Origin of the sequence: Streptomyces sp. SAJ15, from assembly GCF_007595705.1 — a bacterium.
Lineage (GTDB): Bacteria > Actinomycetota > Actinomycetes > Streptomycetales > Streptomycetaceae > Streptomyces.
In genome coordinates this window covers 189,432-203,069 of the sequence record NZ_NISY01000008.1, presented here as the reverse complement: position 1 = coordinate 203,069, position 13,638 = coordinate 189,432, and the positions used below count along the sequence as shown (strand labels likewise).

Genomic DNA, 13,638 nt, shown 5'->3' with positions numbered 1-13,638 from the left:
GGCGAAGGTGTCCCCCGGCGGCTGGTCGTAGGAGTCCATGCCGACGATGTCGACGACGTCGTCGCCGGGGTAGCAGTCCGGCCAGGGGATCGCGTCCCGGCCCCGGCTGGGCGCGAAGTCGAACTGGAAGCGCTGCCCCGGAACGGCGCGCATCCGCGTGACGATCCGTCGCCAGTACGCCTTCCACGCCTCCGGGTCGGGGGCGCAGCGGCCGGTGTAGGTGGTGCCGTTCATCTCCCAGCCCAGCACCAGGACCGTGTCGGGGACGCCGAGCGCGACCAGGCGCTCGGCCAGCGCCCGGAAGTGCGCGTCGTGGGCCCCGTCGGCGCCGGCCGTCAGCAGGGTGCGCACCGTGTCGTCCGGCACACGCTCCTCGTTGCGCGGCAGCATGGGCACGTTGAGTACGAAGAGGCGGTCGGCGGCGGCCCGGCGCCAGCGGGCCCAGGCGGGCAGCAGCGTCACCTCGCCGCGGATGTCCGACCAGTTGCCGCCCGGCAGATAGCTGCGGCCCACTCGCAGCGCCGCGTCGTGGCCGCTCCAGTCGCGCAGCGCCGACAGCCGCGCCACGCCCTCCGGACCCGAGCCCAGGAAGGCGCCCCAGGCCGGCCCGCCCCGGACGGCCCGCGGTGGCGCGGCGGGCCGGTCGGGGCGGGCGGTGGGGGCGATGGCCGCCGCCGTCCAGACCAGCAGGGCGGCGACCACGATGGAGGCGGCGGAGGCGAGCCTGCCGCCCGGCCCGCGGTGCCGCCCGGGCCGGTGCGCCCGCCCGGAGCCTCGCCGCAGGGCCGTCGGGTCGAAGCCTCGTCGAAGGGCCGTCAGGCCGAAGCGTCGGCGAAGGGTCGTCGGGTCGAAGCGTCGTCGGAGGGGCGTCGGGCCGGTGCGCCGATGCCGGGTCGGGGCCCGGTGTCGGGCCGCCCGCGCCGGGGGCCGACGCGGGCCCCCGGCGGGGCTGGCAGTTTCCTGAAAGGCCATTGCGGGTCCTCGGTGGGCGCGGCTGGACATGATCACGGACGCCGTCGTCCGCGACCACTCCGGACGGCGGTGACCTCGGGCGGTCCCCCTCCCCAGAGGGGATACCCGGCGGCGGAGGTCCGGCGTATCACCCCCCAGCCACGCCGGTCCTCCGCCGCAGACGCCCGCTCATCTCCCCACCCCTTCGGGTCAGCGGAGGTGCTCGCGGGTGGGGACGACGCCCTCCTGGTCGGAGACCAGGAACAGCCCGGCCATGCCGTGGTCGGAGTGGGGTTGCACATGGCAGTGGTACATCCAGGCGCCGGGGCCGACGTCCTCGCCCGCGATCACCTGGAAGCCGAAGGAGTCGGCGGGCCCGGTCACCTTGTTGTCGATGATCCGGCTGGGGTCGCCCAGGCCGGCCAGCATGCCCGTGCGGTTGTCCGCCCAACGGTGGCCGTGCAGATGGAAGGTGTGGAAGAGCTTGCCGTGCGTGATCATGATGATCTCGACCCGGTCGCCCATGGTGGCCCGGAGGTTGGGCCCCTCCCGCAGGTTGTTGATCCTGGTGTCGTTGAAGACGATCGTGAACTGCCGGTCCGGCAGGATGTCGCCCTTGCGACGGACGACCACCGGGCCGTACAGCCCCCGGCGGAGGCCCTCGGTGCCGTGCGGGGTGCCCACCATGTGGTCGTGGTAGTGCCAGTAGCCGGCGCTGCCGCCGCGCCAGGTGCCGTCCGGGCGCTGGGTGGGGGCGTGGGTGCGCCAGGTGTAGACGCGGCGCTCACCCGGCCGCACCGCGCCGCCCTGGTGGAAGGTGCCGTCGCTGTCGATGTCGTAGTCGAGGCCGTGCGGGTGCAGGCTGCACGTGGTGTCCATGGTGTTCACGAACTCGATGTGTACGGTGTCGCCCTCCACCATCTCGATCACCGGGCCCGGGATCGTCGCCTTGCCCCGCTCCCGCCCGTACCCCATCTGCCCGTTGGGCAGCCGCTCCGCGTAGAGCCGCATCCGGTGCACCTCGCCACCGGCTCGGGTGACCCGGCGCAACCGGCGGGCGGCCGGCCTGTCCCCCGGCTGAGGGCCTTCGGGCGCGAAGGGAGCGCCGCCCGGCTCGGGGGCCTCCGGCGCTCGTGGGTTGCTCTGCGCCGACGCGGGGGCGAGGCCGAGGGGGGATACCGCGGCGGCGGCCGCGCCGCCCGCGAACAGCCGTCTGCTGAAGGTGCGTCGGGGCGCGCCGCCGACTTCTGCCTCACTCATCGCTCTCCCGGCTCGCGGGGTTCCCCGGGGCGCGCCTGAGCGCGGGGGAACCGCGTGGATCGGTTGGTTCGGTTGGATCAATGCGGACATAACATATCAAAAATGTGCGTAAAGCCATGGACTCACCACGGTGGCGACCCCGGCCATCCCGAGCTGACCCGAGGTCAAACCGCGGGAGCCTACCCACCGCCGCGCCCCCGCGGACGGAATTCATCACACCTTGAGCGGCCCTGAGACCGGGGCGAGCGCGTCCGCGTACGACTGGATGGCCAGGTATCCCCGACTGGAGGTCGAGAGTTGAGCCACCGACGTGTGAACAAGAGGACGGGTGTCATAGTCGGCGCCGGCATCGCCGCGCTCGTGACGGGGGCGATCCTGCTCCCCCAGGCCAACGCCAGCCCGGACGCCCCCGACACCCCCTCCGGGCCGCGCACGCTCAGCGGCCCCTCCGCCGCGCGGCTCGCCTCCACGCTCACCGGCGACCTCGGCGAGAACGCGGCCGGCTGGTACTACGACGCCGACGCCCGGCGGCTGGTGGTGAACGTGCTGGACGCCGACTCCGCACGACGGGTGCGCGACCAGGGCGCGGTGGCCCGGACCGTGCGGAACAGCACCGCCGAACTGCGCGCCGCCACCCGCGTCCTCGGCGACAAGGCGGCCGTGCCCGGCACCGCCTGGTCCATCGACCCGCGCAGCAACCGCGTCGTGGTCCTCGCCGACCGCACGGTGACCGGGGCCGAGCTGACCACGGTGACCTCGGCCGCGGAACGGATGGACGGCCTGGTGACCGTGGAGCGGTCCGCGGGGGAGTTCCGCACCTTCGCGGGCAACGAGGCGCTGGACGGCGGGGACGCCATCTTCGGCGGCGGCTCCCGCTGCTCGCTCGGATTCAACGTCGTCGTCGACGGCGCGCCCGGCTTCCTCACCGCCGGCCACTGCGGCAACGCCTCCCGGTCCTGGAGCGTGGACCAGGGGGGCCAACCGGTGGGCACCGTGCGGAGCTCCGAGTTCCCCGGCAGCGACTTCGCCCTGGTGACCTACGACGACCCGGCCGTCCCGGCCACCAGCAGCGTCGACCTCCAGGACGGCTCCACCCAGCCCATCACCCGGGTCGCCGAGGCCAGCGTGGGCATGCCGGTGCAACGCTCCGGCTCCACCACCGGGCTGAGCGAGGGGACCGTCACCGGTCTGGACGCCACGGTGAACTACGGCGACGGCCAGATCGTCACCGGCCTCATCCAGACCGACGTCTGCGCCGAGCCCGGGGACAGCGGCGGCGCGATGTTCTCCGGCGACGCCGCGGTGGGGCTGACCTCCGGCGGCAGCGGCGACTGCACACAGGGCGGCGAGACCTTCTTCCAGCCGGTGTCCGCGGCGCTGGCCGCCACGGGCGCCGAACTCCCGGTCGGGGGCGGTGAGGCGCCCGGCGACGGCGGACCGGTGAACTGACCGGAACCGTCGGACCGGCCCTCGCGCGCCCCTCCCCCCGCCGGGGCCCCGGGCATCCCTCCCTGCCCCGTGCCCGGGGCCCCGGCCTCCCCGTGACACAGTGCCCCCGGCCGCCGACGGCCGGGGGCACTGCCGGCTCCGGACCCGGCGGGGCCGAAGCGGCGGAGGACCCACCGGTGCGGCCGGCTCCCCGTGTCGCGCCCGCTCCTGCGAGACTGGCCCGGTCCCGTCCGAAGGAGCACCACATGTCCATGGCACGTCACCTCCGCAAGGCGGTGCGGCTGCCGCTACGGCGCCGCCGCGTCGACCTCAGCCACCCCGCCCGCTCACCCCTGGGTACCTCGGTGGTGAACTGCGTGGCCTACCTCGACGGGGCCCGGCAGTCGGGGGCCTGTCCCGCGGGCGAGGCGATCGAGCGGGTGCGCCGGGCCGCCGGGGGCTTCGTGTGGATCGGGCTGCACGAGCCCACCGAGGCGGAGTTCGCGGACATCGCCAAGCTGTTCGGGCTGCATCCGCTGGCGGTGGAGGACGCCGTCCACGCGCACCAGCGGCCCAAGCTGGAGCGGTACGACGACACGCTGTTCGCCGTCTTCAAGACCGTGCGCTACGTCGAGCACGACCAGCTCACCGCGACCAGCGAGGTGGTGGACACCGGCGAGATCATGGTGTTCACCGGCCCGGACTTCGTGATCACCGTACGGCACGGGCGGCACGGCTCGCTCGGGCCGCTGCGCGAGGAGCTGGAGGCCGACCCCGGCCAGCTGGCCAAGGGGCCCTCGGCCGTGCTGCACGCCATCGCCGACCATGTCGTCGACGACTACCTCGCGGTCGCCGAGGCGGTCCAGGACGACATCGACCAGGTGGAGACCGAGGTCTTCGCCCCGCGCGACGGTGAGCGCGGCACCGGCGACCCGGGGCGGATCTACCAGCTCAAGCGCGAACTGCTGGAGCTGAAGCGAGCGGTGGCGCCGCTCGACCGCCCACTGCAGCAGCTGGCCACCCAGCCCATGCGGCTGGTCGACCCGGACATACAGAAGTACTTCCGCGATGTCGCCGACCACCTGGCCCGGGTCACCGAGCAGGTCGCCGCCTTCGACGAGCTGCTGAACTCCATCCTCCAGGCCCATCTGGCGCAGGTGACCGTCGCCCAGAACGAGGACATGCGCAAGATCACGGCCTGGGCGGCCATCATCGCCGTGCCCACCATGGTCTGCGGGGTCTACGGCATGAACTTCGACCACATGCCGGAGCTCCGGTGGCGGTTCGGCTATCCGCTGGCGCTGGGCGTGATCGCGGTCGCGTGCTTCGTCATCCACCGGGGCTTCCGGCGCAACGGCTGGCTGTGAACCGCGGCCGCGGCCCTGGGGCGTGGCCGTGGCCGGCGACCGTGACCCTCAGAGGGCGATGCGGCGCTCCTCCGCGGTGATCGCGAGGTCGTTGATGGAGGCGTAACGCCGCCGCATCAGCCCGTGCTCGTCGAACTCCCAGTTCTCGTTGCCGTACGAGCGGTACCACTGGCCGTCGTGGTCGTGCCACTCGTACTCGAAGCGCACCGCGATGCGGTGGTCGGAGTACGCCCACAGCTCCTTGCGCAGCCGGTAGTCCAGCTCGCGCTCCCACTTCGCGGTCAGGAACTCCAGGATCTCGGCGCGCCCGTTGAGGAAGACGTCGCGGTTGCGCCATTCGGAGTCCGGGGTGTAGCCGAGCGCGACCCGCTCGGGGTCCCTGCTGTTCCAGGCGTCCTCGGCCGCGCGGACCTTCCGCTGGGCGGTCTCGGCGGTGAACGGCGGCAGTGGCGGACGGGTGACGGTCATCGGTGCTCCCTTGTGCGATCGGGGTGCGGAGGGTGTGCCTGGGTGTGTGTGCCAGATGGAGAACGATCGTTCTCCCCGCTGCGCGGTAGCCTAGGAGAACGATGATTCTCATGCAAGGGGAGTCCACGGCCGGCCCAAGCCGGTACGGACTCACGCAGGGCGAGGGGTGACATGGAAACCGCGACGCTGGAGACGAAGGTCCTGGACGCAGCCGAGGCGCTCTTCTACGGCCGGGGCCTTCAGACGGTGGGCATGGACCAGATCCGGTCCGCCTCCGGGGTCTCGCTCAAGCGCCTGTACCAGCTGTTCCCCTCCAAGGACACCCTGGTGCTGGCGTATCTGCACCGGCGCGACGAACGCTGGCGCGCGGAGCTGACGCGGCAGGTCGCGGCGGTCACGGAGGCCCCGCGCGAGCGGATCCTGGCGGTGTACGACTGGCTCGACCGCTGGTTCCGGGAGCCGGACTTCCGCGGCTGCGCCTTCGTCAACTCCTTCGGCGAGCTGGGTGCCGCCTCGGAGCCGGTGGCCGAAGCCGCCCGCGCCCACAAGGCCGCCTTCCGGGACTGGCTGTCGGACCTGGTGGCCGCCGCCGGACTGCCCGAGCACCTCACCGACCAGCTCTTCCTGCTGGCCGAGGGCGCCATCACCACGGCCGCCGTCTCCGGCGGCCCCGAGCCCGCACGTCAGGCGCGCGAGGCCGCGCGGGCGCTGATGGACGCGGCGGGGTGAACGCGCCCGGGCGCCGCGGACGCGGTGGCGCCCCGTCTCACCTCGGCGGGACCAGCGTGAAGTAGCGGTCCAGCACGGCTCGGTCACCGGCCACGGCGTCGAGCCGCTCGGCGGGCACCCGCCGCCACAGGAAGAGCATCAGATCGGAGGCCGTCCCGGTCAGCTCGACGTCGCACGTGTCGTGGGCATCGGCGGCGTCAGGGGTATCGGGCGTGTCGCCGAGGCCGTGCGGCCCACCGGCGAGCCGGATCTCGTCCCCCTCGAAGCACACCGTCCACCGCCCGGGTCCGTCGCTCTGGCGGAAGCCGAACCGTTCGCCCGCGCCGGCCGGGGCGCCCAGCCACTGGCGCCGGGCCGGCGCCATCACCTCGAAGGTGTGCCCGACGGCGGCCGTCGCCAGCCCGGTCGGCATCGGCTGGGGCGTTCCGATCGCGCCCTCCGCGTCCCAGCGGTGCACGGCCGTCTCGATGGTCTGCGTCAGCAGCCAGAAGCCGATGCTCCGGTCCCGGCCGTAGGTCCACACCTCCTCGCTGAGGTCCCGCGTGGTGAAGAGCGACTCCAACACGGCCGCCCCGCCCGCGAACCAGTCGATCAGGCTCACCGGCACCGGACCGAAGTGGGGCGCGTCCTCCAGCGACGCCGGCCACTCCGTGCGCTCCGGCGGCAGGTCGGCCAGGAGCTCCGGGGCCGTGGCGTCCGGGGGCCGCGACAGCCGTTCCCTGACGATGTGGATGACGGTGCGATGCACTCCGGAGAGGTGCGCGAGCAGATCGGTCACCGTCCAGTCGGGGCAGGACGGGACGAGTGGCGCCCCGTCCTCCTCGGCCGCCCGGCGGACCGCCACCTCGAACGCCCGCGCCTCGCTGCGGAAATAAGGGACGTAGTCCATGGCCTTGGCGCTACCCAGCTTTCCCCGGCCCTACGCGGGGCGCCGCGCACGCTGCCGACACCCGGTAGTTGCATGTCCATCGCACCTGGTCAGCGGGCGTATGACGGCAGTAGCCGCAAGGGGTTTGGTGTGCCAACGTACGAGACATGGAGGGCAGCGGGCACGCTCACGAGGACATACCGGGCCGGATGATCGGCCACGGCGACGACCATCCCGATCACCCGGACCACCCCGATCACCCCGATCACCCCGACCACCCTGATCACCCGCGTCACGGCGATGGCCACGACCCCGGTCACGATCGTCGTCACGACCACGGCCACGACCGCCATCACACTCACGACCACGACCACGACCACGACCACGACCACGACCACGGCGCTGCGTCCGGCCGGTGGCACCGGCTTCGGCACCTGGCGCGGCCGCACTCGCACGAGGCCGCCGACAAGGTCGACGCCGCGCTGGAGTCCTCGGCCGAGGGCATGCGCACGCTCTGGATATCGCTGGCGGTGCTGGGCGCCACCACCGTGGTCCAGGCGCTGATCGTGGCGGTGTCCGGCTCGGTGGCGCTGCTCGGCGACACCGTGCACAACGCCGCCGACGCGCTCACCGCCGTACCGCTCGGCATCGCCTTCGTCCTCGGCCGTCGCGCCGCCAACCGCCGCTACACCTACGGCTACGGGCGTGCCGAGGACCTGGCCGGGGTCGTCATCCTGCTGACCATCGCGGCCTCGGCCGCCTTCGCCGGCTGGACGGCCGTCCAGCGGCTGCTGGATCCGCGCGAGGTCAGCCATGTGGGGGCGGTGGCCGGGGCGGCGCTGGTCGGCTTCGCGGGCAACGAGTGGGTGGCCCGCTATCGCATCCGCACCGGCCGTCGCATCGGCTCCGCCGCGCTCGTCGCCGACGGGCTGCACGCCCGCACCGACGGCTTCACCTCCCTCGCCGTGCTGCTCGGCGCCGCCGGCTCGGCGCTCGGCTGGCCGGCGGCCGACCCGATCGTCGGACTGCTGATCTGCGCCGCCATCCTCGCCGTGCTGCGCGACGCCGCCCGTGAGGTCTTCCACCGGCTGATGGACGCCGTCGACCCGGGCCTGGTCGACGCCGCCGAGCGGGCGCTGCGCTCGGTGACCGGCGTGCGGGACGTGGGGCAGGTCCGGATGCGCTGGATCGGCCACGCACTGCGGGCCGAGGCGGACATCGTCGTCGGTCCCGAGCTGACCGTGGTGGCCGCGCACCGCCTGGCCGTCCAGGCGGAACACGCCGTCATCCACGCGGTGCCCCGGCTGCGCGCCGCCACCGTCCACATCGACCACGCGGCCTCACCCGCCACGGATCCCGACCCGCACGCCCTGCTCGCCCACCATCGGACGGGCCCCGTGGGTTAGCGTCAGCCCGTCGGGCTGGGGACCGCCCACTCGACGGGCACCCCGTCCTCGAGGTCGAAGCGCACCGGTCGCGAACCGCGCAGCGCCTCCTGGGTGTAGGCGCTCCAGATCTGGGCGTGGCTGCTGTCGCCGGGCCCGCCGGCGCCCTGGAGGCGGACCTGCTTCTGGGTCTTCGGGTCCTCGCCGAACAGCCCGACCGCGGTGACCAGTTCCGGCGTGTAGCCGACGAACCACGCCGCCTTGCGGTCGTCGGACCGGCCCGCGGCGCCCGCCACGGCCTGCGGCACGTTCCGCACGGAGGCGGGGACGCCGTTGCCCTTGACCGCGTCGGCCGCGAGCGCGACGGTCACCGCGTCGGCCGTGCCGCGGGAGATGACGTGGTCGCCGACCGGGTCCGGCAGCTCGGCCCGCTCGTGCCCGCGCTGGGCCGACGCCACCACCGAGGGCGTGATCTTCCGGCCGTGGTTGTCGAGGGTGGCGTACACCCCGGCCAGCTCCAGCGGGCTGCTGGCCATCAGACCGAGCTCGGTGGAGCGCTCGGCGTCGAAGCCGGGCGCCTTGGAGTCCATGCCCAGGTCCGCCGCGGTCTGCTTGATCCTCCCCGGGGGCACGTCCTCCGTGCCGTCGCCGTGTTCCAGCGAGGCGGCCAGCACCAGGGGTTCGAAGGCGGATCCCACCTGGTAGTCGGTGCGGGTGGCGTTGTTGATGTAGTGCCTGGTGTAGTCGCGACCGCCGTAGAACGCCACCACCTTGCCGGTGCGCGGGTCCACCGAGACCGCCCCCGCCTGGGTGGCGGGGCTCTTCGCCCGGTCGGTGATCGCCTTCTCCAGGGCCCGCTGCTTCGCCGGGTCGATGCTGAGGGTGATGGTCCAGCCGCCCGCCGCCAGGTCCTGTTCGCTGACGCCGGAGGCGATCAGCTCGCGGCGTGCCGCGTCGACCAGATAGCCGGCCTGGCCGTCGAGGCCGGGGGTGGGCTTGGGGGCGCGCGGCACGGCGAAGCGCTGCCGCCGCCGCTCGCCCGGGTCCAGCCAGCCCACCTCGACCATGTTGTTCAGGACGTAGTTCCAGCGCTGCTTCACCAGCTTGCGGGAGACCGGGCCGGCGATGGCCCAGTCGTACTGGCTGGGGGCCTGCACCAGCGCCGCGAGGTAGGCGCCCTCCGACACGGTGAGCTTCTCCACCTCCTTGCCGTAGTAGGCGCGGGCCGCGGCCTGGATGCCGTACGCGTTGCGGCCGAAGTAACTGGTGTTCAGATAGCCGGCGAGGATGTCGTCCTTGGAGTTGCGCTGATCCACCTTGAGCGCGATGACCAGCTCCTTCACCTTGCGGGTGACGGTCTGGTCCTGACTCAGGTAGTAGTTCTTCACATACTGCTGGGTGATGGTCGAGCCGCCCTGGGTGCCCTTGCCGGTCACGGTGTTGAGCAGGCCGCGCGCCACACCCACCGGGTCGACGCCCCGGTCCTGGTAGAAGGACTTGTTCTCGGCGGCGACGAACGCGCGCTGCACCACCTTGGGCACCCGGCTGAGGTCGACGCTCTCCCGGTTGATCTCGCCGGTGCGGGCGGCCACGGTGCCGTCGCTGTAGAGGTAGACGTTGCTCTGCGCCTTGGCCAGGGCGTTGGCCTTGGGGATGTCGATGGAGAAGTACAGGACCGCGAAGGCCGCGAGCAGCAGCGCCCAGAAGCCGAAGAAGTAGGCGAGCAGCTTCCGCCAGGTGAAGAAGCGGCGGAAGCCGGTCTTCTTCGGCCGCTTCGAGCTCCGCCGTCGCGACAGGGGCCGTCTCGACGCGGACCTCCGGCGCCGTGACGGCCGCTGCCCGTCCGGCCTTCCGGCCACCGCCTGCTTCCCGGCCCGCGGGAGCACCGTGGTGCTCGCGGAGCTCTCGGCCGTCTCCGGCGGTCCGGACGTCGTGGACGCCCCCGTCGTCGCCGGCTCCCCGGTCGCCGGGTCCGACGCGGTGGTGGCCGACTCGGCGGCCGTGGCCGGCTTCTCGGCAGCCGTGGACCTCCCGGCCGTGACCGCCCTTCCGGCCCTCGCCAGGGCCCTGCCCGCCGCCGCGGCACCGTCCCACCGCCGCACCACCGCGGCCACCCGCATCCGCCTCATCCGCATGCGGGCCATGCTGCGCGGGGAAGATCTTCAGAACCGCACCGCTCGGCGTCGGCCGGGCCTCGGTGACGACTCGACTTCCCCTCGGGGATGTATCAGCCGTGTATCGACGCCCGCTTCGGGCCCGGCTTCGATCCGGGCTTCGGCGCGTCCTCCGGCCGTCCGTCGGCGTCCTCCTCGACGGTCGGTCCCGGGCAGTCGGGCAGTCGTACGGTGGCGACCGCGCCGCCGTCCGGGGCGTTGCCGAAGGCCAGCGCCGCACCGATCACCTCGGCCTGGCCGAGGGCGATGGTCAGCCCCAGCCCATGGCCCTTGCCGCGCTCGCGGGCGCCGGTGCGGAACCGCTGCGGACCGTCCCTGAGCAGGTCCTCCGGATAGCCGGGGCCGTGGTCGCGCACGGTCACGGTGCGGCCGTCCGGCTCCACCGTCACCTCCACCGGACCCCGGCCGTGCCGATGCGCGTTGACGACCAGGTTGGCGACGATGCGCTCCAGCCGGCGCGGGTCGGTCCACACCGTCGCCTCCGTCTCCGACCCGCCGTCCAGCCGCACCGGCAGCGCCGTACGGGACACCGCCTCCTCCACCAGCGGCCCGATCGCGCACCGGGACAGGTCGGCGTGCTCGGCCCCGGCGTCCAACCGGGAGATCTCCAACAGGTCCTCGACCAGGGAGCGCAGCACCCGGACCCGGTCCCGCACATATCCGGCGGCCTCGTCGTCCGGCGGCAGCAGCTCCGCGGCGGTGACCAGGCCCATCAGCGGCGTCCGCAGCTCATGGGCCACATCGGCGGTGAAGCGCTGCTCGCTGCGCAGCCGCTCCTGGAGCGCGGCCGCCATCGAGTCCACCGCGCGGGAGATCTCCGCGATCTCGTCCTGCGGGCGGTCGGCGGCGGAGATCCGGGCGTCCAGGTCGCCGGCGGCGATCCGGCGCGCGGTGCCGGCGGCGGTCCGCAGCCGGCGGCTCATCCGGCCCGCGGTGAGCATGCCCAGCGGCAGCACCACCGCGGTGGTGAACAGCCCGGCCAGCAGGATGTTGGTGTCCAGCGCGCCGAGGTCGCGGATGGTCGTGTTCATATCGACGCGCACCGACAGCACCTGACGTCCGGCGGGCCGCGCGGCCCACATCGCCGGCCCGTCCGGGCCGGTGGTGAACGCGGTGCCCTGGTGCCCCCGGCGGGTCAGCCGCAGCAACTCGGCGGGCAGGTCCGGGGCGTCGAGGGCGGCGCCGGAGCCGCGTACCTCACCGGTGTGGGCGTAGATGACGGCGGCCCGGTCGAGCGTGGTGCGGGCGGCGTCCCGCGCCTGCGACAGCTCGCGGTCGCGCGAGGCGTAGTGCACCAGCACCCCGACGGCGGCCGCGACGGCGCAGGTCGCGGCGGCCACCAGGGCGGTGATGCGCCACTTCAGGGAGCGCAGTGCCATGGTCAGCGCCGCAGCTTGTAGCCGAAGCCGCGGACCGTCTCGATCCGTTCGGCGCCTATCTTGGCCCGCAGCCGCTGCACATGGAGGTCGACCACCCGGGTGTCGCCCTGCCAGGCGTGGTCCCACACCCGGCTGAGCAGGGTGCGGCGCTCCAGCACCACGCCGGGCGAGGCGGCGAACTCGAGCAGCATGCGCAGCTCGGTCGGGGTGAGCGCGAGCGGCTCCCCGGCCCGCCGCACCTCCATGCCCCGCGGGTCGATGGTCAGATCGCCGAAACACAGCAGCTCCGGCTCGACGTCCTGGGCCGCCTCGGCGCCCGGTGCCGCGGCCGGCCCGCCGCCCGTGTCGGGCCCGACGGGGGCGAAGGACGCGCGGCGTAGCAGGGAGCGGATCCGGGCCACGATCACCGCGCTCTCGCACGGCTTGACCACATAGTCGTCCGCGCCGGCCTCCAGGCCGGCGATGACGTCGAGCGAGTCGCCGCGCGCCGACAGCATCAGGATCGGGGCGAGACTCAGCTCGCGCACCCGGCGGCACAGCCCGATGCCGTCCAGTTCGGGGAGCATCACGTCGAGCAGCAGCAGATCGGGCCGCTGCTCGCGGAAGACCTCCAGTCCGGTGAGGCCGTCGGCCGCGGTGTAGACGGTGAAGCCGTACCGCTCCAGCGCCATGCGGACCGTGTTGCGGATCACCTCGTCGTCCTCGACGAGGAGCAGCCGCGCCTCGGTCGCGGAGCCGGTCGTGGTGCCGGGCGGGATGTGCGCGGTCGTCATGGAGTGGTCCTCGTATCCGTCCTCGTGTCCGTCCCCGGGACCGGGCTCGTGCCGGGGCCCGACCCCTCGCCCGACCCCCGGTCCGCCGTGGGGCCCGTGTCGGTCGGCGGCGCTCCGCTCGACGACGCGGCCGGCGTCCGGCCCGGCTCCCAGGTCGCGTCCTGCGGCGTGACGGGGGCCATGACCTCGCCGTTCCACCGGTAGCGGGTGGTGACCATGCCCTCCGCGCCGGTCGCTCGGATGACCAGATCCCGGCCGTACGTCTCGCCGTTGAGCCCCTCCCGACCGAAGCTGAAGTAGATCAGCACCGGCCGGATCGTCCGGCCCGCGGCCCGGTAGACCACCAGCAGGTCCAGCTGCACGGTAGGACCGTCCGCCGCGACCACCAGCTCCTCCCCGCCGTCGCCGGTCAGGTCGCGGTAGACGGGCTTCCGCAGTGGGCACAGCTTCCCGGGGCAGGGCTTGATCGCCTGATGCACCAGTTCCGGCATGTTGGGGTCGTGGAGCAGCAGCTCCGTCGCGGACACCTTCCGGAGCCCGCCCGCGGGCACGGAGACGCCCTTGACCGGCATGTTGGGCCGGAGCGGCGGCGCGGTCGGGGCCACGGGCGGGGTGTACTCCGGCCACAGCGGGGAGGCGCTGGTCGGCGGCGTGAGGCGGGGGGCCCGCCCCTCGTCCCGGGTCCCGGTCTGCGCGACGCAGCCCGCCAGCCCGACGGCCGCGGCCACGGCGGCACCGCAGGCGGCGAGCGCGGGGCGGGCGATCCGGTGCCGGCGGTGCCGGCGGTGCCGACGGTGCCGGATGGGACGGAGGAGGCGCATAGGGCCACCAGCGTACTGGTGTGCCATCAGCGGCT

The 13,638-nt window shown here is 73.7% G+C and carries 11 protein-coding genes and 1 pseudogene; 4 read left to right on the top strand and 8 right to left on the bottom strand.

The features are described from left to right. Positions 1 to 81: 81 nt before the first annotated feature. Together CD790_RS36940 and CD790_RS21670 are read right to left on the bottom strand one after the other, a co-directional pair. Positions 82 to 153, bottom strand: a pseudogene (locus CD790_RS36940) (hypothetical protein); the annotation flags it as partial. A gap of 1,008 nt (positions 154 to 1,161) precedes the next feature. Next, a complete protein-coding gene (locus tag CD790_RS21670; protein WP_144384966.1) occupies positions 1,162 to 2,211 on the bottom strand; it encodes a multicopper oxidase domain-containing protein in 1,050 nt (349 codons plus the stop codon). A 312-nt stretch (positions 2,212 to 2,523) separates the two neighbouring features. Between CD790_RS21670 and CD790_RS21665 the strand changes: the two genes are divergently transcribed. Next, the gene (locus tag CD790_RS21665) at positions 2,524 to 3,660 is read left to right on the top strand and encodes a S1 family peptidase (RefSeq protein ID WP_260867762.1); all 1,137 of its coding nucleotides are present in this window, start codon (positions 2,524 to 2,526) and stop codon (positions 3,658 to 3,660) included. 245 nt (positions 3,661 to 3,905) lie between these two features. After that, the gene (locus CD790_RS21660; protein WP_144384964.1) at positions 3,906 to 5,006 is read left to right on the top strand and encodes a magnesium and cobalt transport protein CorA; all 1,101 of its coding nucleotides are present in this window, start codon (positions 3,906 to 3,908) and stop codon (positions 5,004 to 5,006) included. Between the two features lie 48 nt (positions 5,007 to 5,054). On the opposite strand, the gene CD790_RS21655 is transcribed toward CD790_RS21660, so the two are convergent. Beyond that, positions 5,055 to 5,474, bottom strand: coding sequence for a nuclear transport factor 2 family protein (locus tag CD790_RS21655; RefSeq protein ID WP_144384963.1), 420 nt, complete (start codon positions 5,472 to 5,474; stop codon positions 5,055 to 5,057). A gap of 171 nt (positions 5,475 to 5,645) precedes the next feature. Here CD790_RS21655 and CD790_RS21650 point away from each other — a divergent pair, with 171 nt between their 5' ends. Further along, positions 5,646 to 6,203 carry a TetR/AcrR family transcriptional regulator gene (locus CD790_RS21650; RefSeq protein WP_144384962.1) on the top strand — a complete coding sequence of 186 codons (558 nt, stop codon included), beginning with the start codon at positions 5,646 to 5,648 and terminating at the stop codon, positions 6,201 to 6,203. Between the two features lie 37 nt (positions 6,204 to 6,240). Here CD790_RS21650 and CD790_RS21645 read toward each other — a convergent pair whose 3' ends face one another. After that, a complete protein-coding gene (locus tag CD790_RS21645; RefSeq protein WP_144384961.1) occupies positions 6,241 to 7,092 on the bottom strand; it encodes a maleylpyruvate isomerase family mycothiol-dependent enzyme in 852 nt (283 codons plus the stop codon). Between the two features lie 146 nt (positions 7,093 to 7,238). Here CD790_RS21645 and CD790_RS21640 point away from each other — a divergent pair, with 146 nt between their 5' ends. Next, positions 7,239 to 8,477 carry a cation diffusion facilitator family transporter gene (locus CD790_RS21640; protein WP_260867761.1) on the top strand — a complete coding sequence of 413 codons (1,239 nt, stop codon included), beginning with the start codon at positions 7,239 to 7,241 and terminating at the stop codon, positions 8,475 to 8,477. Positions 8,478 to 8,479: 2 nt separating this feature from the next. Here CD790_RS21640 and CD790_RS21635 read toward each other — a convergent pair whose 3' ends face one another. The 4 genes from CD790_RS21635 to CD790_RS21620 all read right to left on the bottom strand — a co-directional run bounded on the left by CD790_RS21635 (position 8,480) and on the right by CD790_RS21620 (position 13,603). Then, positions 8,480 to 10,591, bottom strand: coding sequence for a transglycosylase domain-containing protein (locus CD790_RS21635; protein WP_260867760.1), 2,112 nt, complete (start codon positions 10,589 to 10,591; stop codon positions 8,480 to 8,482). 92 nt (positions 10,592 to 10,683) lie between these two features. Then, a complete protein-coding gene (locus CD790_RS21630; RefSeq protein ID WP_144384960.1) occupies positions 10,684 to 12,009 on the bottom strand; it encodes a HAMP domain-containing sensor histidine kinase in 1,326 nt (441 codons plus the stop codon). Between the two features lie 2 nt (positions 12,010 to 12,011). Further along, entirely contained in the window at positions 12,012 to 12,782 is a 771-nt protein-coding gene (gene cseB, locus CD790_RS21625; protein WP_144384959.1) for a two-component system response regulator CseB, read from the bottom strand. Next, positions 12,779 to 13,603: a hypothetical protein gene (locus CD790_RS21620; RefSeq protein ID WP_144384958.1), complete on the bottom strand. Its 825-nt coding sequence runs from the start codon at positions 13,601 to 13,603 to the stop codon at positions 12,779 to 12,781. The genes cseB and CD790_RS21620 overlap by 4 nt, the downstream gene beginning before the upstream one ends. Between the last annotated feature and the right edge of the window lie 35 nt (positions 13,604 to 13,638).